11 protein-coding genes are annotated in these 22064 nt (G+C 68.2%); 8 read left to right on the top strand and 3 right to left on the bottom strand.

Annotated features, from left to right (window positions below; genetic code table 11):
* Window positions 1–16 precede the first annotated feature (16 nt).
* The 3 genes from G3I56_RS24215 to G3I56_RS24205 all read left to right on the top strand — a co-directional run bounded on the left by G3I56_RS24215 (window position 17) and on the right by G3I56_RS24205 (window position 3062).
* Window positions 17–1063 carry a ketoacyl-ACP synthase III family protein gene (locus tag G3I56_RS24215; protein ID WP_164412315.1) on the top strand — a complete coding sequence of 349 codons (1047 nt, stop codon included), beginning with the start codon at window positions 17–19 and terminating at the stop codon, window positions 1061–1063.
* A 132-nt stretch (window positions 1064–1195) separates the two neighbouring features.
* On the top strand, window positions 1196–1612 hold the full coding sequence (locus G3I56_RS24210) for a hypothetical protein (protein WP_164412313.1): 417 nt from the start codon (window positions 1196–1198) through the stop codon (window positions 1610–1612).
* A gap of 187 nt (window positions 1613–1799) precedes the next feature.
* On the top strand, window positions 1800–3062 hold the full coding sequence (locus G3I56_RS24205) for a cytochrome P450 (RefSeq protein WP_164412311.1): 1263 nt from the start codon (window positions 1800–1802) through the stop codon (window positions 3060–3062).
* A gap of 82 nt (window positions 3063–3144) precedes the next feature.
* Here the strand turns inward: G3I56_RS24205 and G3I56_RS24200 are convergent, their stop codons facing one another.
* Together G3I56_RS24200 and G3I56_RS24195 are read right to left on the bottom strand one after the other, a co-directional pair.
* On the bottom strand, window positions 3145–4404 hold the full coding sequence (locus G3I56_RS24200; protein ID WP_203690522.1) for an FAD-dependent oxidoreductase: 1260 nt from the start codon (window positions 4402–4404) through the stop codon (window positions 3145–3147).
* A gap of 108 nt (window positions 4405–4512) precedes the next feature.
* A complete protein-coding gene (locus G3I56_RS24195; protein WP_164412309.1) occupies window positions 4513–4968 on the bottom strand; it encodes an SRPBCC domain-containing protein in 456 nt (151 codons plus the stop codon).
* A gap of 488 nt (window positions 4969–5456) precedes the next feature.
* Between G3I56_RS24195 and G3I56_RS24190 the strand changes: the two genes are divergently transcribed.
* Window positions 5457–7655, top strand: coding sequence for an efflux RND transporter permease subunit (locus tag G3I56_RS24190; protein ID WP_164412307.1), 2199 nt, complete (start codon window positions 5457–5459; stop codon window positions 7653–7655).
* 206 nt (window positions 7656–7861) lie between these two features.
* On the opposite strand, the gene G3I56_RS24185 is transcribed toward G3I56_RS24190, so the two are convergent.
* Window positions 7862–11425 (bottom strand): FG-GAP-like repeat-containing protein, encoded by a 3564-nt coding sequence (locus G3I56_RS24185; RefSeq protein ID WP_164412305.1) that lies wholly within the window; start codon window positions 11423–11425, stop codon window positions 7862–7864.
* Between the two features lie 583 nt (window positions 11426–12008).
* Between G3I56_RS24185 and G3I56_RS24180 the strand changes: the two genes are divergently transcribed.
* The 4 genes from G3I56_RS24180 (at window position 12009) to G3I56_RS24165 (ending at window position 22032) form a co-directional block, all read left to right on the top strand.
* On the top strand, window positions 12009–20093 hold the full coding sequence (locus tag G3I56_RS24180; RefSeq protein WP_164412303.1) for a ricin-type beta-trefoil lectin domain protein: 8085 nt from the start codon (window positions 12009–12011) through the stop codon (window positions 20091–20093).
* On the top strand, window positions 20090–20662 hold the full coding sequence (locus tag G3I56_RS24175) for a suppressor of fused domain protein (RefSeq protein ID WP_164412301.1): 573 nt from the start codon (window positions 20090–20092) through the stop codon (window positions 20660–20662). The genes G3I56_RS24180 and G3I56_RS24175 overlap by 4 nt, the downstream gene beginning before the upstream one ends.
* Window positions 20663–20824: 162 nt before the next feature.
* Entirely contained in the window at window positions 20825–21106 is a 282-nt protein-coding gene (locus G3I56_RS24170; protein WP_164412299.1) for a hypothetical protein, read from the top strand.
* 98 nt (window positions 21107–21204) lie between these two features.
* Complete coding sequence (locus tag G3I56_RS24165; protein WP_164412298.1) at window positions 21205–22032, top strand: hypothetical protein; 828 nt, start codon at window positions 21205–21207, stop codon at window positions 22030–22032.
* The last annotated feature ends 32 nt before the right edge of the window (window positions 22033–22064 follow it).

Raw genomic sequence — 22064 nt, 5'->3', positions numbered from 1 at the left:
CCAGAGAGGAGATCCCATGCAGTGGGAAGGTGTGTACGTCGCGGGGACAGGCGTGTGGCTGGGCGAGCCTGAATCCGCCCGGTCGGCCCTGGAATCCGGCGCGTACGACGCGGAGCAGTACGCGGCGGACGAGATCCTCTCCGTCTCCGTCGCCGACGAGTCCATGGCCCCGCCGGACATGGCCGTCCACGCCGCGACGACCGCGCTCAAGCGTTCCGGAGTGGACGTGGCCGACGTGGACCTGCTGGTCCACAGCGGTATCTGGTTCCAGGGCGTCGAGATGTGGCCCGCGGCCTCCTATGTGGCAGGCCACGCCCTGGGCCGGGGCGTGCCCGCCTTCGGACTGGAACAGGAGTGCAACGGCGGCCTCGGCGCGCTGGAGGTCGCGGCCCGCCAGGTCGCCGCCCGCTCGGGGACCGGCGCCGCGATGGTCACCACCGCGGACCGGTTCGGCGCGCCCCTCGTGCGACGCTGGAGCAGCGAACCCGGATTCGTGTACGGCGACGGCGGCACCGCCCTGATGCTGTCCGCGCGGGGCGGCTTCGCCCGGCTGCTGTCCACGGCCACCGGCTCCGACAACTCCCTGGAGGCCGTGGTGCGGGGCCCCGGGCTGCGCCCTCTGCCCTCCGCCGAACCCCTGGACCTGCTGGGCAGGGTGGGCCACTACATGCGCGCGAACGGCGGTGTCCGGGAGGCCACCGAGCGGGTCGCGGCTGTGGTGAACACCGTGGTGGACACGGTGCTGGCCGACGCCGGCATCGGCAGGGCGGACGTGGACCGGGTGGTGGCCCTGGCCAGTGGCCGCAGCCGTCTGGAGTGGCAGCTGCCCCAGTTGCTCGGCATCCCCGTGGAGCGCTCCACGTGGGAGTTCGCCCGCACGGTGGGCCACTTGGGCGCCGGTGACCAGATCGCCGGGTTCAACGACCTGGTGGAGCGGCGTGAACTGAACCCGGGCGACCGGGTGCTGCTCGTCGGCGGCGGCTCCGGCTTCAGCTGCACCTGTGCCGTGCTGGAGATCCTCGACGTACCGGAGTGGGAGCCCTTCCGCAGCGGTGGGCGGTGACGTGCGCAAGAGGGAGTGACCGGGTGCGCGGGCGGGAAGAATCCGCCTGCCACCTGGGACTTCAGCGCCGCTCCAGCGCACTGCGGGACACTGCGTTGTTCCCCCGTACGCCTCGACACCGAGGAGAAATGCATGGTGATGACCGAAACCACCGGTGCCACGAGGAGTTCCACCCCTTTGATGCTGCGCCTGGCCTGGGGGGCGCTGGGAGCGTTTCTGCTGCTCTGGGACGTCTTCGAGGTGCTCAAGCACATGGGCTGGGTGATTCCGGGGGCCCTCCTCGGCGCCGCCCTGCCCTTCCTCGCAAGGTCGGCCGGCCTCGGCCAGGCCCATGAGCCGGGCCAGCTGGCTCCCCGGGCCGTGCCGCTGCACAACCTGCTGAACCGTGCCGTGATCCCCTTCGCGATCATGGTCGTCTTCTCGTTCCTCGGGGACGGCCCGGAGGACATCGCGGCCCCCTTCACCTTCGGCATGAGCTGGCTCACCAGCATCGCGCTCGCCCGAGCCCTGGGCTTCGGCCTGCGCACGCCGGACGGCTGGCAGCGCTGAACCCGCGGCACCCGACAGGCCCGCAGCCCGACCCCCGGGGCTGCGGGCCTGTCGCGTGCGCGTGCGCGTTCGCGGCCTCGGGGCCCGGGTCGGTACAGACAGCCTTTATCGCTGCACAAGGCGCTCCTGCGACTCTCGGCCGACAAGCGACATGTCTGCGAACCGAAGAAGCCCTGGAGGCCACACGATGGACACCGCCTCAGCGCCCCCCGCCGCGACCGATACCGATACAGGGACCGGCAGCGGGACCGGGACCGGGACCGAATACGAGTACCCCTTCCACCGTCCTTCGGCGGTGGAGGTGCCCCCCGTCTACGAGGAACTGCGCGCCAAGTGCCCGGTCGCCAGAGTCCGGCTGCCCAGTGGCGACGAGGGCTATGTGGTCAGCAGGTACGACGACACCCGCACCGTCCTCGCCGACCCCAGGTTCAGCCGGGCGGCGATGCTGGACGAGGGCGCCCCTCGTCTCACCGCGGCCCCGCCCATGCCGGGCAGCCTCTTCACCATGGACGCGCCCGAGCACACCAGGGTGCGCAGGCTCGTCTCGCGCGAGTTCACCGCGCGCCGGGTGCAGAACCTCCGTCCGCGCATCCAGCAGCTGACCGACGAACTGCTGGACAGCATGGAGAAACTGTCCCCGCCGGTCGACCTCAACCCCGTCTTCGCGTTCCCGCTGCCGGTGATGGTCATCTGCGAACTGCTCGGGGTGCCCTTCGAGGACCGGGACCGTTTCCGGGGCTGGTCCGACGCGTTCGTCTCGCTCACGGCGCACACCGCCGAGGAGGTGATGGAGCAGCGGATGTCGATGGTCCAGTACCTCGCCGAGCTGGTCCAGCGCAAGCGTGCCGAGCCCGCCGACGACCTCATGAGCGCCCTGGTCTCCGTGCACGACGAGGACGGCGACCGGCTGAGCGAGCATGAGCTGATCACCATGGGCATCACGCTGCTCGTCGCCGGGCACGAGACCACGGTCAGCATGATCGGCAAGTGCGTACTGACCCTGCTGCGGCACCCCGAGCACCTGGCCGCCCTGCGGGAGCGCCCCGAGACGATCGACCATGTGGTGGAGGAGCTGCTGCGGATCAACCCCATCGGTGACGGCGGCCCGTTCCGCATCACCCTGGAGGACGTCGAGATAGCCGGCACCGTCATTCCCAAGGGCAGTGGTGTGATCGCGGCGGTCGCCTCGGCCAACCAGGACCCGGACCGCTTCGGGGAGGACACCGGCGCCTTCGACCCGTCGCGTCCTTCGGCCGGCGCCCACCTGGCGCTCGGCCACGGCGCGCACTTCTGCCTGGGCGCCGCGCTCGCCCGCGCGGAGCTGCAGATCGCCATCTCCTCGCTGATCCGCCGCTTCCCCCGGCTGGCCCTCGCCGACGATGTCGACAACCTCAGCCTGACCACCGGCATGATGGTGCACGCCCTGAGCCGTATGCCCGTCACCTGGTGACCTTCGCCGGAGGACAGACCGCTGCCCGGGTCCCCCTGTCGGGACCCGGGCAGCGGTCTGTCCTCGCGGCTGCCGCAGCCGCTCAGGGCCGCGGGACCGGCTGCCGCACCACTCGCCGGGCCACGGTCTGCCCCGGCTCCTGCACCTGGAAGTAGGCCCTGGCCAGCACCTTCTGCTGGAGCGTCCGGTTGCGGTCCACCACCCGGTAGAGGGACCGGCGGGCCAGGCCGCCCAGGCGTCCGTCGAGGGCGAAGAGCCGCTCCTGGCGGAGCTGGAGGGCACGGGAGAGTCGTACCGCTTCCTCCCGCGAGCGCTGGAACGTCTCACCGGCCCGTGCCAGCGCGGCGGCGCTGTTCTCGGCCAGTGCTCCTTCGACCAGCGGTGCCAGGGTGACCGCGTCGATGATCGCGTGGTTGACGCCCTGACCGAGGATCGGGGTCAGGGTGTGCGCGGCATCGCCCATGAGGATCAGACCGGGCATGGACCAGCTGGGCACCACGGTGGTGAAGATGTCCAGCATCGAGGTGTCCGACCACGACCGCACCTCCTTGCGCACCGTGGCCGACAGCTCGGGAGCGAGCCGGTCCAGCCGCTCGTGCAGCGCGCCCAGCCCCTGGGCACGCAGGTCCTTCAGCCCGCCCTTCGGGATGTTGAGACCCACCCGGACACTGTCCGGATGGGTGGGGATGAACAGCCCGTGTTCACCGCCCCGGATACGGATGCGATACGTGTTGCTGTCCCACTCGTCGGGGATGGGCAGCCGCAGCCAGACGACGTCCCGGTCCAGCGGTTGTTTCTCGTACGGCAGCCCGGACATCTCCCGGACCTTGCTGAACCGCCCGTCGGCCGCCACCGTCAGGGCGGCCCGTACGACGAGTTCGCCGTCGGGGGTGCGGGCCCGCACCCCGGTCACCGGGCCGCTCTCGCCCTGCTCCCTGAGCAGACCGACAGCGGTCGCGGACTGACGCAGCGTGAACCCCTGGTGCTCCCGCCCGACATCGGCCAGGGCGGACAGCAGAGCCGGCTGCGGCAGTTCCACCGGGTAGGGGTGGGGGTAGGGGAAGTCGGAGAAGTCGACGCTCAGCACGGTGCTGCCGGAGTCGATGATCTCCATGTGGTGCATCTGCTCGTACGTTCCGTCGAGCCGGTCGAGCAGACCGAGCCGGTCGAGCAGCCACACCGAGTCCGGGGACACCGACTCGCCGCGGAAGGACCGGTTGAAGTGTCCGCTCTGCTCCAGAACGACCACCGACACGGAACGCTTGGCGAGCTCCACGGCCAGGGTGAGCCCTGCGGGTCCCCCTCCGACCACGCACACCTGTGCGGTCAGCTCTGCTGTCATCGTTTTGCTGCCTTTCCAGCGGAGTCATGGTCGGTCGATCGTGGGACCGCGGGCTAAAGCTGCCCTTGCAGAAGCTCTCCGGCAGACGGCGGGTGACGGCTCCCGGTGTCAGTCCAGGTCCCGCGCCGGGACGCCGGACGACTCGACCCTGGCCTTCAGCGCGTCGGTGAGGTGCTGGAACCCCTGCTCGGACGGGGTGATGACCGAACCGGAGAACGGCACCAGCAACCCGCTGAAGCGCTCGGTCTGCACCACCTGGGTGCCGCCGTCGAGCGGAGTCAGCTCGAAGCTGTGCACTCCGTCGAAGACGCCGGGTACGCCGAACCGGCCGCGCCAGCGCAGCAGCCGCCCCGGCTCGCTGTCCAGCACGGTCGGCCGGAACACCATCTCCCGCCCGCTGTCGGGCAGTCGGAAGCGCAGGGTGAGCCGGGCACCCGGCACTGCCTCGCCGGTGGCCTCGACGAGGAAGGGGTTCCACTCGTGGAACCGCTCGAAGTCGGTGAGCACCGCCCACACCCGGTCGACGGTGTCTCGGATGTGTACGGCGGACGAGATTCGGCGCATGACATTCCTTCCAGGACGGACCGGACCGCGGCGACGCGGGCCATGGTGACGTGGGTCGAGGTGATGTGGGGCGGGGTGGGCGGACGAGGGCACGTCGGGCGACGTGCGCCCGCAGCGTTCGACGGCGGTGCCGGTGGCTCCGGTCGACGGACACTCCGTCGCGCGGGAGCCCCGGCGACACGGAACGCGCACGGGATGCGTACGGCGGGCCGTCGAGAAGAGAGCCCACCCCCGCTCCTCTCGTCGCGAGACACACAGGCGGCGGCGGTGGTGGTCCGGCAGTCGGAGGCGAGCCGCGAACGGCGCCGGGAGGCCGACGCTACCGGCCGGACCGTGACCGGCGCAGCCCTCCGGCCCCCGGCTCTAGCGGGACCTTAGCGCCGCCGCGCAGGGTCCCTGCCGGACGCTTCAGCGAGACTCCAGCGCCCTGCCCGAGGCTTGGCGTACGCGTTCCGGACCCCCCACGGGCGCGAAGGAAGGAAACTCCCATGTTCTCCGCTCTGGGCTCGGCCCTGCACCGCCGGCGGATCGCCGTGCTCCTGCTGAGCCTCCTGGTCACCGCCCTGGCCACCGTGTACGGCGGCACCGTGTCGGAGAAACTCTCCAACGGGCTGTCCGACTACGACGATCCCGGCGGCGGCAACGTCGCGGCCCGCGAGATCATCGAGCGGGCCACGGGCATCGACTCCCAGCAGGGCTATCTGCTGCTGGTGCGCACCGACGAGCCGGTCGACGCGGCCACCACCGCCCCGCCGAAGGCGGTCACCGCCGCGGCGGCGCTCCTGCGGTCCCGTCCCGAGGTCGAGCAGGTGATCGACTACACCTCCCCCGAGGGCGCCGCGCTCATCTCCCACGACGGACGCAGCACCGTGGTCGTGGGCGCCGTGGGGTCCCTGACGGACCAGGAGAGCATCCAGGCCGAGAAGGAACTCCAGAAGGCCATCGAGGGCGACGCCACTCTGCGCGGACGCACCTGGCTCGGCGGCGCCACTCCCGGCCATGTGCAGGTGGCCGAGGTCTCGGACACCGACCTGGCACAGGCCGAACTCCTCGCCGCCCCGGTGATCCTGCTGGTGCTCTTCCTGGTCTTCCGCGGACTGGTGGCCGCCCTCATCCCCCTGCTGGGCGGGATCGTCTCCCTGCTGCTCACCATGGCGGGCCTGCGTGTCGCCACCGAGTTCATGAACGTCTCCACCGGCGCGATGAGCCTCGCCTTCGCCCTGGGCCTCGGCCTGTCCATCGACTTCGGACTGCTGATCGTCTCCCGCTACCGAGAGGAACTGGCGGACCGGGGGCCGGGCGCGGAGGCGGTGCTGCGGACCGTCACCACGGCGGGCCGCACCGTGCTGTTCAGCGCCCTCACGGTGGCCGCGGCACTCGCCGCGCTGACCGCGTTCCCGCAGCCCTATCTGCGGTCCATGGGCCTGGCAGGCGTCATCACGGTACTGTCGGCGGCGCTGTTCGCCCTCCTGGGACTGCCCCCGCTGCTGGCTCTCCTGGGCCGTCGGATCAACTCCCTCGCCCCGCGCCGCTGGCAGCGCACGGCCGGCTCCGCGCGGGCCACCGAAGGACGCTGGTACCGCGTGGCCCAGAGCGTGATGCGCCGCCCCGCGGTGTTCGCGCTGCTCGCCACGACGGTCCTGCTGGTGATCGCCTCGCCGCTGCTGGGCGTGCGCTTCACCGGAGTCGATCCCACCCTCCTGCCCGAGGAGACCAGCGCGGGCAGGGTCGCCGCGGTGCTCGACCAGGACTACGACGCCAGGGCCACCTCACCCCTCCAGATCGTGCTGGAGAACGACGGCACCCCGGACCCGTCCCGTCTCACCGACTACACGGAGCGGATCGCCGCCGTCCCCGGTGTCGAGTCGGTGGGCACCCCCGTCGAACTCGACGCCCGGCACTGGGAGATCGACGCCGTCCTCACCGACAACCCCCTGGACGAGGCGGCCAAGGACGCCGTAGCCGCTGTCCAGGACCTGGCGACCCCGTACTCCGCCCGGTACACCGGCACGACGGCGGACTTCCTGGCACAGCGTCAGAGCATCGCCCAGAGCCTGCCGTTGGCCGGCGGCATCCTGGTCGTGGTCACCCTGCTGCTGCTCTTCGCCTTCTCCGGCTCGGTGGTGCTGCCGCTGAAGGCCCTGATGATGAACCTGCTGTCCACCAGTGCCGCGTTCGGTTTCCTGGTGTGGGTGTTCCAGGACGGCAACCTCGGCTTCTCCCCGCAGAGCGGGCTGGAGGCCACCACACCCGTACTGGTCTTCGCGCTCGCGTTCGGGCTCTCCACGGACTACAACGTCTTCCTGCTGAGCCGCATCAAGGAGGCCCGCTCGCAGGGCCTGGACAACCGGGAGGCGGTGGCCCAGGGACTGTCCCGCACCGGCGGCATCGTGACCTCGGCCGCCATCCTGTTCTGCGTCCCGGTGGGCGCGCTGGCGCTGTCCCGGCTGGTGTTCATCCAGGAACTGGGCCTGGGCGCGGCGTTCGCCGTCCTCATCGACGCGACGGTGGTCCGGGTCTTCCTCGTCCCGTCCCTCATGGCCCTCCTCGGCGCCGCCAACTGGTGGGCCCCGTCCCCTCTGCGCGCCCTGCACCGCGCCCTCCGCCTCGACCGGATGGAACACTCCTCCGCCCCCGAGCCGGTTCCCGACAAGACCTCCGCACAGCCCTCCGCACCCGTCGGCTGACACGTCGGAGCCGGGCCGCGCGACTCGGCTGTCTCGCCCGACCGGGCGGACGACCGCCTCGTGGGGCCGGACAAGCAGGTGCGGCTCCTGGCGGACACGGGTGATCTCGGCTGAGAACCCATGTCCGCCAGGAGCCGCGTCGTTGCGCGGGAGCGTCCGACTCGCGGTCGTCGGCGCCGCCTGCTTGGAGGGGGCCCGGTGATCCTCTAGCCGATGGCTCCGACGGTGAGGGTCCTTCCCGTGTAGGTGGTGGCGCTGATGCCGGTGGCGGTGCCGTCGAGGCGGTAGAGGAGACCGGCCGGGGTGAGGGCCCAGACGTCGGGGAGGTCGGTGCCGGTCATGCCGGGACTGCCGTAGAGGTAGGGATAGGTGGTGGCGAGGAAGCCGCCCGTGGCGTAGGCGCTGTCGCCGTCGAGGCTTGCGTCGGAGCTGGCCAGGGTGGTCCAGTCGGTGCCGGTCGTCGAGGCGGCGGAGTGGCGGAGCCAGAGGTTGCCTGCGGCGGTGCGGTAGAGCATGTCGATGGTGTCGTCGGAGTTGAAGTCGGCGAGGGTGACGAGGTCGCGGCCCGACCAGCTGCTCGCAGAGAGCTGGGTGGCGGTGGCGAAGCTGCCACCGCTGTAACCACTGAAGATCCACAGGGCGTCGCCGGAGACGGCGAGGAGTTCGGGCTGTTCGTCGCCGTTGGCGTCGCCCATCGACTTGATGTCGGTGAGCGTGGCGGGGTCCGGGGCGTTCGAGGGGAGCTGGATCTCCTGGCGCTGGGAGATGTCGGTGCCGCCGTATCCGTCGCCGGGGTAGAGGTAGAGGCCGCCGTCCGGGGTGCGGACGATGAAGTCGGTGACGCCGTCGCCGGGGGCGAAGTCGCCGTTGTGGGTGATCAGGGCGTAGGTGCTGGTGCCGTTCCACCAATGGCCGATGGAGGTGGAGGCGGTGAGGAGGGTGCCCTCGTCGTGGGTGGTTTGGCTGGAGGCGACGTGGGTGCCGGTGTTGGTGATGCTCTCGATGTTGAGCCGGCCGTCGGTGCGGATGGTGGCGAAGTCGGGGATCTGGTCGCCGGTGTAGTCGGCGGCCCCGTCCGGTACGGCCTTGGGCTTGACGTAGAAGACGTACTTCTTGGCGTTCGAGGCGTTGCCGGCGGCGTCGTACGCCTTGACGTACAGGACGTTGGGCCCGGCCAGGGTGGGCTTGCCGGTGACGGTCTTGGAGGTGATGACCGTGGAGCAGGAGGCGGTGGGGCCACCGGTGGTGCCGGAGGTGGAGGCGCAGACGTAGTTGGCGTAGCTGGTGGAGTTGTAGGAGTACGCGTACTTCACCACGTCGGTGTCGACGGTGGAGAAGGTGAAGGCGCCGGAGGTGCCGAAGGTGACCGTTGACCAGATGCTGCCGTTCGCACTGCTGCCGTCGGGGTTGACGTCCTCGGGGAAGACGGTGGAGACGGCCTTGGGGGTGGTGGGGATGGAGGTGTTGTAGGTGAAGCGGCAGACGTCGTCGCCGGTGGTGGGGGCCCAGCCGGAGTCGGTTCCGTCGTCGTCCTCGGCCCGTACCCGCCAGGAGTAGTCGTAGCCGTTGGTGAACTTGGTGCCGGCGATCGCCCAGGAGGCGGCACCGGTGGCGGTGGCGGCGGTCTTCGTGGCGGTGACCTTGGTGGTGGTGCCGTAACCGGTTCGCCAGTACTCGAAGTAGAGGGAGGCGAGGTCGCCGTCGGGGTCGGTGGCCTTGGCGGACAGGGTGATGGTGGTCTGCTTGCCGATGTTGATGTAGGGGCTGCTGGAGGTGTCGCAGCTGCCGGCGGTCATGTCGAGGTTGGTGGGGGTGTTCGGCGCCCGGAGGTAGGTGATGGACAGGTTGGGCGCGTCGTTGCCCTCGGCCCTGAACTTCTTCCAGGTGTAGGGGTCGGTCTCAGCACCTGAACCGGAGGCGGAGTTGGCGCGCAGCCCGATGGTGAAGGAGGTCCAGCCGCCGTCGGCGGCGGACTGGGCGAGGGACTTGATGTTGAAGTCGACGTCGGCGTCGGGGCAGCTGCTGGACTTCCAGCCGTGTGCGAAGGACTTCTCGGTGATGAGCGTCTTCCACGAGGGCTGGTTGTTCCAGGTGGTGGACGAGGAGATGCCACCTGTGTGCCACAGCTCGACCTGGCGGGCCGAGCACGACCAGGAATAGGTCTCCCGGACCTTGACGGTGGCGGATCTGACGGTGGCGCCCTTGATCGTCTTCCTGAGTTTGAGCCTGAAGAAGGAGCGGGCGGTGCCCCAGGTGTCGGACTCGTAGCCGACGCGGGCCTCGGTGGTGCCCGTGTTGTAGTTCGCGCCGTCGAAGAAGCTGGAGGAGGGGTACCTCTTGTAGGCGGTGGTCCAGGCGTCGGTGACACCGGAGACGGAGGGGTCGATGAAGACCGGGTACGTGGTGCCGGACGAGGTGAGGAGCCGGGTGTCCGCCCGGACGGTGAGGTAGGCACCGTCGGTCAGGAGGGCCTGGGCGGTGGTGGCATGGGTGCCGGGGGCGGGACCGGCCAGCCCCTGCAGGGCCAGGGTGTCGGCTGTGGACAGGCCGGCCGGGGCCGCGCGGGTGAAGCTCGCGGGCTCGGCTCCGGCGGTCTCGGTGCCGTCGCCCGTACCGGTGTCGGCGCTCGTACCGGTGTCGGGGGAGGCGGTGGCGGACGTCGATCCGTTGTCCGGGGTGGGCTCCTCCGGGGTGACGGCCTCGTCGTTCTCACCCTCGGTGATGGTCTCCTCGTCGTCCGTCTCCTCCGAAGCCGAAGTGCTGGGTTCGGCCTCGGGAGAGGCGGATTCCTCGTCGGTGGGTTCGGGTTCGGGGTCGTCGCCGACCGTGGTGTCGGGGGTGCCGGCGGAGTCCCACATCAGAGGGGTGGGGGAGACGGCGACCTCGGTGCCGTCGGAGGTGTGGGCGGTCACGGTGTCGGTGGCCGGGTCGATCTGGAAGGTGAGGTCGGGGGAGGTGAGCCGGTAGGTGAGCTGGGTCAGGGCCTCGTCGGACGCCGCCTCGGGCGTGTGGACGATCAGTACGTGGGAGAAGCCGGTGTCACGGGCGGTCAGCAGGAGGTCCACGTCGGGAAGGACGTCCTGGTAGAGGGCCTGGGCGTCGGTGATGACCGGTTCGGGCAGCGCGCCTGGCCAGGACACCGTCAGTTTGTGTCCGCCGGTGGTGAGGGTGACCAGGTCCGACCAGGTGGTCGGGATGGTGGGGGCTGCGGGGTCCTCCTCGGTGGTCCCGGTGCCCGTCTCGTCGTCGGCGGTGTACGCGGCCTGCCGTGCACCGGCGTAACCGGCCTGGTGCAGACCCGACTTGACCGCGCCGCCGCTGCCGCCGTTGCTGTCGCCGGGATCGCCGGGATCGCCGGGGGAGAAGGTGACCGGGGTGGGAGAGGCGGTGGTTGTCCAGCCCTGTTCGGTGGCGACCAGGCCGGTGTCGATGTCCTGCCACTGCCCGTCGGCGTTCCTGGCACGGATGGGCTGGGCGTGGGTGGTGAGGGTGAAGGTTCCGTCGGGGTTGGCGTAGGTGGTGGACGACTCGTCGCGCAGCGCGGTCACCTCGGCCTTCTTGCCGGTGGCACGGGCCCTGTCCTGCGCGGTGTCCTCGTCCACCGTCCTCACCTTGGCGGCGGGCTTTTCCGGTCCTGACCCGGGGGTGCCGAAGCCGAAGTCGGATTCCAGCAGGGCCAGGCCCAGAGCGGTCGCCGTGACCGCGGCGACGAGTGCCACGAGTGGCTTCGTCCGCCGGTGGCCGGCTCTCTTGGTCGGTTGCTCGTCCACGGTGTTTCCCGTCCCCTCACGCATATCTCTGATGCCGCCCCGAATTCCTCGCTGGCCGTTTTCGGACACACCACGGGCAAGAGGATCGCTGGGGAAGTATCACCCCTCCCGGGAATGACCTTCGGAGATGCGTCAAATGCTGTGCGGATTCTATGCATCCGGAATTGGGAGAGGGAAATGCTTTGCGCGGCAGGTCGGTGTGTGCCGCATCGCGTGGGGGATCGGACGTAACGTGGCGAGACGGGTCAATATCCAGGTCGAGTTGCCCCTATTTTACCTCTCCTATGCTAAATGAATAGTCCATCTTGGGTTGTCTTCTTGCAGGAAGTTAGATGCCTCATGTGTGCTTTCGAGTCCTTTTTATTTGTCTGCGACAATTGCTCCGTTGTCTATTCGTTATAAATTCCGGTGGGTATTGACCGGAGATCCTTGCGGCATGTAGAAATCGCGCTCGTATCAATAATGTTGTGACGCCGCCTGCCCAATCGCCTTGCTGTCGAGGGTGCTTCGGGATTCCGGGATTGCGTGGGTCGAGAGGGCGGGGTCGGCGGTGCGCAGTGCTTCCTGGTGTGGGCGCGGGGCGTTGAGAAAGACGCGTGCGCGTCGTGCGCGGGCCCGGCTGGCGGTGGTGACCGGTCTCTTCCTGGCGCTGATGCTGGGGGCCTCGCCGGTGGCCTACGCCCTGCCGCCCAAGGACGACGCCCGTACCGGCGTGGACCTGGTGGAGCTGCCCGAGGCCGAGGCGCTGGCTGAGGACAGCACCGCGACGACTTCACTCGAGTCTCTGGAGACGGCGACCTCCACCGAGGTCGACGACTTCCAGGCCCTGTACACCGAACCCATCGAGGGTGGTTCGGCCGCGGCCAGTCTGACCGGTCTGGAGGCCGGGGAGCTGGTGAAGGTCACCGCCACGGACGGCACGGTCCCGGTCGAGATCGGCGCGCCGACGGACGCGACCAGCGCGGAGGCGACAGCCCTTGAGGGCAACTGGTCGGTGGAGATGGCCTCGGACGCGCAGGCGGACGCCGCCGGTGTGAAGGGCGTGGTCCTGGAGGTCGCGCCGCCGGCCACCGCGACGGGCGAGGCCGTCATCGCGCTGGACGCCGCGGACTTCTCGCAGAACTACGGCGCGGAGTGGATGGACCGCCTGGACTTCTGGATGTACCCGTCCTGCTTCCTGACCACCCCCGATGTGGAGGGCTGTTCGGAGCCCACCGCGGTGCCCACCGAGGTGGTGTACGACGAGGTCGCCACCACCATCACCGACACGACCGTCGACGAGGACAGCGGGGCGAGCACCACCACCGAGAAGGCGGGCACGGACCTCGCGCCGACGGTCCACGTCACGGTGGATGTGGAGGCGCTGGTGGCCGACCCCACCGCCACCACGTCCACGGCGACGACGGCCGACGCGACCGGTACGGGGTCGGTGTCCAACGCCGTGTACACCACCCCCTCGGACGACGGCGCCGACTCCGGCATCCGCACCATCGCGAGCGGCTCGTCGGGTTCGGGTGTGCTGATGGGCAACTCCGATGGGGCCGGCGCGGGCGGTGACTTCGCCGCGACCCCGTTGCCCGCGTCCGGTTCGTGGTCGGCGGGATCCTCCTCGGGCGCGTTCAGCTACTCCTATCCGCTGGCCGGTCCGGCGGTGCCGAACGGTCCGACGCCGAACGTGGCCTTCTCGTACAACTCCCAGTCGGTGGACGGCAAGACCTCCTCGACGAACAACCAGGCGTCCGGGATCGGCGAGGGCTGGTCCTGGGACCCGGGCAGCATCACCCGCACGTACACCTCGTGCATGCTGGACGCGACCACGGGAGCCAACAACAAGGGCAAGACGTCCGCCGACCTGTGCTACGGCACCAAGAACGCGACGCTCACCCTGAACGGGACGACCACCGAACTGGTCTACCAGTCCGGGGCGTGGCGGACCGCGAACGGTGACAACACCAAGATCGAGCTGCTGACGAACACCGCGCTGGCCAACGGGGACGACGACGGCGAGTACTGGCGCATCACCGACACCGCGGGCACCCAGTACTACTACGGGCTGAACCACCTTCCCGGCTGGGCGTCAGGGAAGGGCACCACGGACTCGGTGTTCACCGTGCCGGTCGCCTCCAACCACGACGGAGAGCCCGGCTACGACGCCACCTTCAAGAACTCCTTCCAGGACCAGGCCTGGAAGTGGAACCTGGACTACGTCGTCGACGTCAACGGCAACGCCATGTCCTTGTGGTGGGAGTCGGAGACCAACCACTACGCCAAGGCCTTCGACTTCGACAACCCCGTCGCCTACGAGCGCGGCGGCTTCCTCAAGCGCATCGACTACGGACAGCGCTCCGACACCCTCTACACCGCCGAGCCGCTGGCCCGGATGACCTTCACCGCGGACGAGCGGTGCCTGGAGTCCGAGGCCAAGTGCGCCTCGGGCCACTTCACCTCCGGCAACTGGTCGGAGAACCACATCTGGTACGACACCCCCGCCGACCTGTACTGCGGTGACTCGGGCGACTGCACGACCCCTTCGCCGACCTTCTGGTCCCGCAAGCTGATCACCCAGGTGACCTCCTGCACCCAGCGGGTCCGAGGCGCCTCCCTGACCCCGTACGACTCGAAGGCCGGCACCGGCGACCGGCACGCCTGCGCCCTGCCGGGGCAGACCAGCACGCCCCTGGCCAAGGTGGACCGGTGGTCGCTGAAGCAGTCCTTCCCCTGGGACAAGACCGGGCACTACACCGCCCTGTGGCTGGAGTCGGTCACCAGGACGGGATACGGGGTGGACGGGTCCACCGAGTCCGTGAACCCGGTGTCCTTCCACAGCAAGCTCCTGCCGAACCGGATACCCACCAGCTCCACCGACGAGGGCCCGACCTTCGCCCGGCTGCGGATCGACACGGTGGTCTCGGAGTACGGCGGCGAGACCCAGGTCACCTACTCCACCCCCAAGGGCGCGTGCGCCTCTGGCACCGGCTTCCCGGACCCCGACGAGAACCACCTGCTGTGCTATCCGGTGTACTGGCACGCGGACCCCGAACTGGCAGACCAGAAGATCTCCTGGTTCCAGAAGTACGTGGTCGACACGGTCGTCGAGATGCCGAACATGACCGGCCTCGACAACAAGACCACCAGCTACGACTACACGACCTTCGGCGACGCGGTCGACGGGGCGCTGTGGGCCTACAACCGGGCCGAGGGCACCCGGAAGAAGACCCGCACCTGGGACCAGTGGCGCGGCTATCCCCGGGTCACCGTCACCGTCGGTTCGGACCGCACCGGCTCCAAGGCCACCAGGACCGCCACCCGCTACTTCCGTGGGATGAGCGACGACCTGTACGTCTCCGGCAGCGGGACCAGCGCGGTGTGGAAGACGCGCGACACCACCATGACGGACACCGCCGGAGCGACCATCAAGGCGGACAAGGAGCCGTACGCGGGCATGGTCGCCGAGGCGATCGTGTACGCGGACGGGTCCTCCGCCGCGGACTGGGTGTCGCGGACGGTCAACATCCCCGACGACCCGACGGTCCTCGCGACCCGCGTGCGAGGGGTCGCTGACACCGACACCAGCCGTGTGATCACCGACGATCCCGACCTGTACGCCTGGCGCGTCACCCTCGACACCACCAGGACGGTCACCAGGTCCTCGGGCAAGGGTGACGACTCCTCCCCCCTGCGCACGGTCTCCACCCAGACCGACTACGACTCCGCCTACGGCCTGCCCACCAAGGTCGTCTCCCACGGCGACCTCGCGGTGACCGGCGACGAGTCCTGCACCTACACGTCCTACGTCAACGACGCCACGCTGAACCTGATCGGCCTGGTCTCCTCGACGATCTCGGTGAGCGGGACGAGCTGCGCGACCGGTCTGTCCTCGTCGACCGCGTCGACCCTGCTCTCGGCCTCGAAGATGGCCTACGACGGGGCGAGCGCGGCCTCGACCGGCCAGACGCTGACCAAGGGGCAGGTCACCAAGGTGTGGGACCCCGTAGCGGCCGGCACCTCCTGGAACACCGTCCCGGCCTCCACCACGGGCTACGACGGCTACGGGCGGGTGGTCTCGTCCAAGGACTACCAGGACAACCAGGACACCATCACCTTCGTCCCGGACAAGGGGCAGGTGTACTCGGTCACGTCGACCAACGCCAAGACCCAGTCCTCGACCTCCACCCTGGAGCCGGGCCGCGGGGTCGGGCTGACCGAGAAGGACGCCAACGGCAACATCTCCTACGTCGCCTACGACCCGCTGGGCCGGGTGTGCGCCGGCTGGGAGGCCGGCACCATCCCGAACACCACCTACGGGCCGGTGTGCGAGGAGGACCTGCCCGTCGGCGACGACGGTGAGACCCCGAGGACCTGGGACGAGCAGTCCACCGGCAGGCCGAACGCGACCTTCGTCTACAACACCGACCCCAAGAGGCCCGTCTCGGTGGTCACCTCGGGCCTGAAGGACGACGGCACCTACACCGACACGACCGTCATCTACGACGGCCTGGGCCGGGTACGGCAGGAGCAGACCGGGGCGGTGGGCGGCAAGGGCCGCCTGATCACCGACACCCTCTACAACGGCAACGGCCAGATCAGTTCCACCAACAACGCCTACTACACCGACGGCGTCCCCGAGACCTCGGTCTTCGCCGCCGCCTCCACCTCGACGATCCCCAACGCCACCCAGTACACGTACGACGGCCTGGGCCGCACAACCACCATCACCCCCGTCTACAACTCGTACGTCCAGGACGGCACCACCGACGCCGACGGTACGAAGTCCCAGAACCGCACCACCACCTACCTCTACGGCCTGGACTACACGACCGTCGTCCAGCCGACCGGCTCGGCCTCCTCCCGCACCTGGGTGGACGCCCTGGGCCGCACCACCCGGATGGACACCTTCTCCTCGAAGTCCGCCGCCGCGTCCAACTCCTTCACCGCGTCCGACTTCAAGTCCACCGACTACACCTACGACGCGCGCAGCGACCAGACGGGCGTCACCGACAGCGCCGGGAACGTCTGGAAGACCACCTACAACGCGATCGGCCAGCCGGACACCTCCACCGACCCCGACACCGGCACCACCACCCTCACCTACGACACCCTGGGCCGGGTCGCGACCTCGAAGAACCAGGCCGGGTTCACCACCAAGACCAGCTACGACGTCCTGGACCGCCCCCTCCTGATCGAGGACAACAGCACCGGCACCGACCTGCTGTCGTACACGTACGACGACTCCACGGTCGCCAACGGCGTGGGCCAACTGGCCAGAGCCACCCGCTACACCGACGGCAAGGCGTACACCACCTCGGTCGGCGGCTACACCCTGGACGGCAACCCGACGTCCAAGACCCTGACCCTGCCTGCGGTGGCGTCGGGGCTGCTCTCGACGGCAGAGGGCTTCGCCACCACCTACAAAACCAGCTACGCGTACACCGAGTCCGGGCAGCTGGCCTCGTACACCACTCCCGCGATGGGCGGCCTGCCCGAGGAGAAGGTGATCGTCCGTTACAACGCCGACGGGCTGCCCGTCTCCACCTCGGGCACCGACTGGTACACCTCCCAGACCTCCTACAGCGTGTACGGGGAGGTACTGCGCACCACCACCGGCGAGCAGGGCTCACGGGTGTGGACGACCAACCTGTTCGACGAGGCGACCGGCCAGGCCGAGACGACCCTGGTGGACCGCGAGTCGACCTCGGACGCGACCTCGGGGCTGACCGGGAACCGGGTCAACGCCCGTACCTACGCCTACGACCTGTCGGGCAACATCACCACCACCGCCGACACCTACGCGGCCGTCGTGGACCGTCAGTGCTTCACCTACGACGGTATCGGCCAGCTCACCGAGGCCTGGACCACCCAGCGCACCGGGTGCACGGTGCCGGTCGCCACCGACGGCACGGTGAACGTGACCGCTGACAACGCCGGGTACTGGCAGTCGTACACCTACGACGAGCTGGGCAACCGCAAGACCCTGAACACCCACAACGCCAAGGTGTCCTTCACCCTGGACGGGGCGGTGAACACCGCCGCCGACTCCACCACGTCCTACGTCTACGGCATCGAGGACGCCACGAAGGGCTCGGGGCTGGCCCAGCCGCACACCCTGACCTCGATGACGTCCACCTACACCAACTCGGGCGGCTCGAAGGTGACCGAGGCCTCCGCCCTGGAGTACGACGCGCTGGGGCAGACCACGTCCCGGACGATCGGTGGGGACGCGCAGGGCATCACCTGGACCTGGGACGGCAAGGCGCAGACGGTCACGGGCTTCGGGGCGGCCGGTAAGGGTGCCTACACCTCGGGGCTGAACGCGGGCCTGTGCATGGACCTGTCCTCGGCGTCCACCACGGCCGGCACCGCGATCCAGATGTGGCCGTGCAACGGCAGCAAGGCCGAACAGTTCCGGGTCAAGGACGCGGTCACCACCGACACCGCCACCAAGGGCCCGCTGCAGGTGGCCGGGGTGTGCGTGCAGCCCACGGGCAAGGTTGTCACGGCCGGTACCGCGGTCGTCGTCGCGGCCTGCGACGACACAGCCACCCAGCAGTGGACGGTCACCTCCACGGGGGCCCTGAAGTACGCGACCACCTCGATGTGCCTCGTCTCCCCGTCCAACTCCACCACCACCGGCGTCGATCTGGTGCTGGGCGCCTGCGACGGCACCGCGACCCAGGCCTGGAACCCGGCGAACAAGACGTCCTACGTGTACGACGCGTTCGGCAACCGGATCATCTCCACCACCGCCAACGACCGGACCCTGTACCTGGACGACACGACCTTCTCGCTGCGTTCCACGGGTGCGGTGAACTATGTCGAGCGGTCCTACGTCCAGCCGGGTGCGCCCACGGTGGTGCGTCGGGGTGCGGGTGAGGCGAACCTGTACGCCCTGGTCGCCGATCATCACGGCACACCGATGGCCGAGATCAAGCTCACCACCGGCAACCAGACCGTTTTCTCGCGGCTCGATCCGTACGGCAACGAGCGTACGGAGAGCTCCAACTGGCGCTCCCACACCGGCTACGTGGGCGGCACCGACGACAACACGACCGGTCTGACCCATCTGGGGGCCCGTGAGTACGACCCGTCCACCGGCCGTTTCCTCTCGGCCGACCCGGTCCTGGACCTGACGGATCCGCTCCAGGCGAACGGCTACAACTACGCCAACAACAATCCCGTCACCCACGCGGACCCGACCGGCCTGACCTCCACCGCCTCCACCTTCGACGCGGCCGAGGCCGCTTTGGACGCGCAGATCGCGGCTCAGGAGAAGATCCTGTCCGGGTCTGTCACGGACATCGTGCGGACGTATGGATGGGCCCTGTTCAAGGAGTTCATCGGCTGGGACGAGGTGGTGGGCTGCTTCACCCAGGGTGATCTGTGGGCCTGCGGGTCCCTCCTGGTGGACGCCATCCCCTGGACGAAGGTCTTCAAGCTCGCCTACAAGGTCGCCAAGGTCGTCGGCCGGATCATCAGCGGCATCAAGGCCCTGAACAAGGCCAAGGACGTCGCCCGTAAGACGATCGCTTCGCTGAAGGCGGCGAAGGCCGCCGTCAAGCGGGCCAAGGCCGAGGCGAAACGCAAGGCCGCCGAGGCGTTGAAGAAGGCCAAGGAGAAAGCCCTGGCGGCCAAGGCCGCCGCGAAGAAGAAAACCGGCACCGGCTCCAAGGGCACGGCCGGCAAGGCCGAACACACCAAGGCATCCGCCAGCGCCAAGTCCAACGGAGCGAAGAAGGCCAAGGACAATCACGCCGACGGCGGCGACAGCACGGACGCCGACGACAGCGGATCGGGCGGGTCCTGCGAAGCGTCCGCCCACAGCTTCCTGCCCGGCACCCAGGTCCTCATGGCGGACGGCACCACCAAGAACATCGAGGACGTCAAGACCGGCGACGAACTGGCCGCCAACGACCCCGAGACTTCGACAACCTCGGGCACCGAGCCCGCCGCGGCCACCATCACCACCTACGACGACAAGGACTTCACCGTCCTGACCGTCAAAACGGCCGACGGCACGACGTCGAAGCTGACGACCACCGACACCCACCCCTTCTGGGTCACCGACCCCGCCACCGACCCCACCGACGGCACGTGGGTGGAGGGCGGCACCCTGAAGCCCGGCCAGTGGCTCCAGACGAGCGCTGGCACCCACGTCCAGATCACCGCGATCACCCGCTACACCAGGACCCAGGTCACACATGACCTGACCGTCAGTAACGTCCACACGTACTATGTGCTCGCAGGCGCCGCACCGGTCCTTGTCCATAACTGCGGTGGCGCCAGGTTCGAGGTGGATTCCAGCGGGGTTGCATCGGATCTGGAAAACCCGGTCACGGCAACTGAGCCATACAATCGCGCTAAGCACTACGGTGGCTCTCAAACGAATGGTCCTGGCGGACGCACGGCACGAGCTGAGGCGCAAGGCCAGCCGTGTCCGGAGTGCGGCGCGACGATGAGAACGGGAACTGCCAATCCTCCCGTTCCTGAACATGATCCGGCGCTGGTTCTTCACTACTACCGCGGCGGAGGTTCAGCGATGACAAACGCAGAGCGAAGAGCTTATGCGAAGAACGACGGCATCAATGGTGCGGCTTGCCAACCCTGCCAGCAATCGCAAGGAGCCGAAATGGCGAAGGTTTCCAAGGCGATTAAAAGGAACCTGGGACTATGACCAAAGAAAATGAAAGATTGGCTGCTCTCGAGCGGCATGTTCAGAAATTTTGGGATGGCCATATTATGGAATCGGCTCCATGGGAGCATGGGCCGATCCTGGAGCGAGTTCCCCAGTTCGCCGCTTATCGAGTCTTCCCTATGCGCGCTGGCGAGGCTTGGGTTTACGTGACGGTGGGCTCCTCGATTGATGGGCGCGAAGTCGGTGGAGTTGAGTTCTTCATCATGTCGCCTGTCGCTGCCAACATTCACTCGGAAACGTTGGCTATGGTAAGTCACTATCATTCGTTCGAGGCCCACCGGCTGGGTATCGGATCGGTCATTAATATCGGTCGTCCATGGATGCCGGATTCGCGCATGGAAAATCTTCTGGTGAGTCTTCCTTATCCGTACGGTCCCGAACTTGAATGGGCTTCACCGGAGGCTGGGAGTGCACAGTTCTTGTGGCTGCTTCCGATTCACCAAAGTGAGGCAGATTTTATTAAGCGCGAAACGCTTGATGAATTCGAATCTATGCTGGATTCGAAAGGTGTGAATGTGCTAGATCCCGACCGAAGTCCGGTTGTCTAACTGAGAGTCCCAGTGTGCACTGGAGTAGAGCTGGCGTTATCGCGCAGATCCCGGAAAAATCTGCTTGTTCCGATGGGGCAACATAGTGCCGGCGGCCTATTTCGAGGGATATTCCATCCCGGCCGTAGGGGCGGCTTCAAGATTTGGGGATGATGAGGTGCGATGAACCTCTATGATGTCGCTCGCGATTTGGGCCAGCTTCCTAGGGAAGGTGCCATCTATGTCCCCCAAGGCGGGGTGACTGTCAACGGAAGCACTCTCGCGTTGGTTGTACTGCCCGGGGAGGATCCGCCGGCTGATTGGCGATACCTGCTCGAGGTGTTTATCGCCCGCGAGGTCGTAGAGGTGTGGTCGTCCTGGCGAGACAGCAGGGTCCCGTCTATAGGTGAGGCGTGTGAGGCGATCGTCTACTACGCAGATAATGATGCCTATCAGGAGGATTAGACTCAAGTGCTCGTGATGTTTGGTCGGGTCACCTCGTGGCCCGACCAACCGTTTCTTGTCCAGCTGTCAGGTGATTTGCTGGAATAGTTTATTTTCTGATGCCAGAGAAGAGAATTAGCGTGCGTAGAGGTATAGGTTTTTCGGTCGGTTCGGGCGTGTTGGGGTTTGCGGTGTTGGGGGTGTTCGCTTTGCCGGCGGGGGCGGCGGAGTCGGATATCTCGTTCTCGAAGATTGTTTTCAATGGCGGGAAGCCGGTCGTGGTGGGGACGGCGAATTATGTGGATGTGTCGTTGACGTTCACGGTGAAGAGCAGCGTGGCGATCAAGGAGGACTTCCTTCAGGTGTTCGCCTATCGAGGGACCGATGGAGTCGATTACGGGGAGATCGGAGGGCTCTCGGAGCAGGAGTCCGCGTGCAGGAAGTCGACCAGTGGCGGGGTGACGATCCGGACCTGTGAGCGGATCATCTCCGTCGATCCTCGGGGGATTCAGGGCAACCTGAGGAATCTGGTGAACTCCGATGCCAAGGCGTGGAAGACGTATGGGCGGGCGCACACGGCGGCGGGTGGCTCCGACACCGACAAGTCCTCCGCGACGGTCAGCCTGAAGCGGCACGCGATACTGACGGTGAATGCGACGCCGGAGCCGGTGGTGGCGGGGAAGACGGTCACGGTGACGGGGAAGATCACGCGGGCGAACTGGTCGAAGCACCGGTATGACGGGTATGCGGGGCGGTCGGTGAAGCTGCAGTTCAAGGCGGCCGGTGCGACGTCGTACAGGACGGTGAAGACGGTGACGTCCAGCAGCACGGGGGCGTTGAAGGCGACGGCCGCGGCGTCGGTGGACGGTTCGTGGCGTTGGTCGTACGGGGGCGACTCGGTGACGGGCTCGCAGACGTCCGTAGGGGACTACGTCGACGTGCGGTAGCGCGGGTGCCGGTCAGGTGTGGTGGTCTCAGG

The organism is Streptomyces sp. SID12488 (assembly GCF_010548275.1).
Taxonomy (GTDB): domain Bacteria; phylum Actinomycetota; class Actinomycetes; order Streptomycetales; family Streptomycetaceae; genus Streptomyces.
The sequence above is the reverse complement of the archived record's forward strand: the minus strand, read 5'-3'. Positions and strand labels throughout refer to the sequence as shown.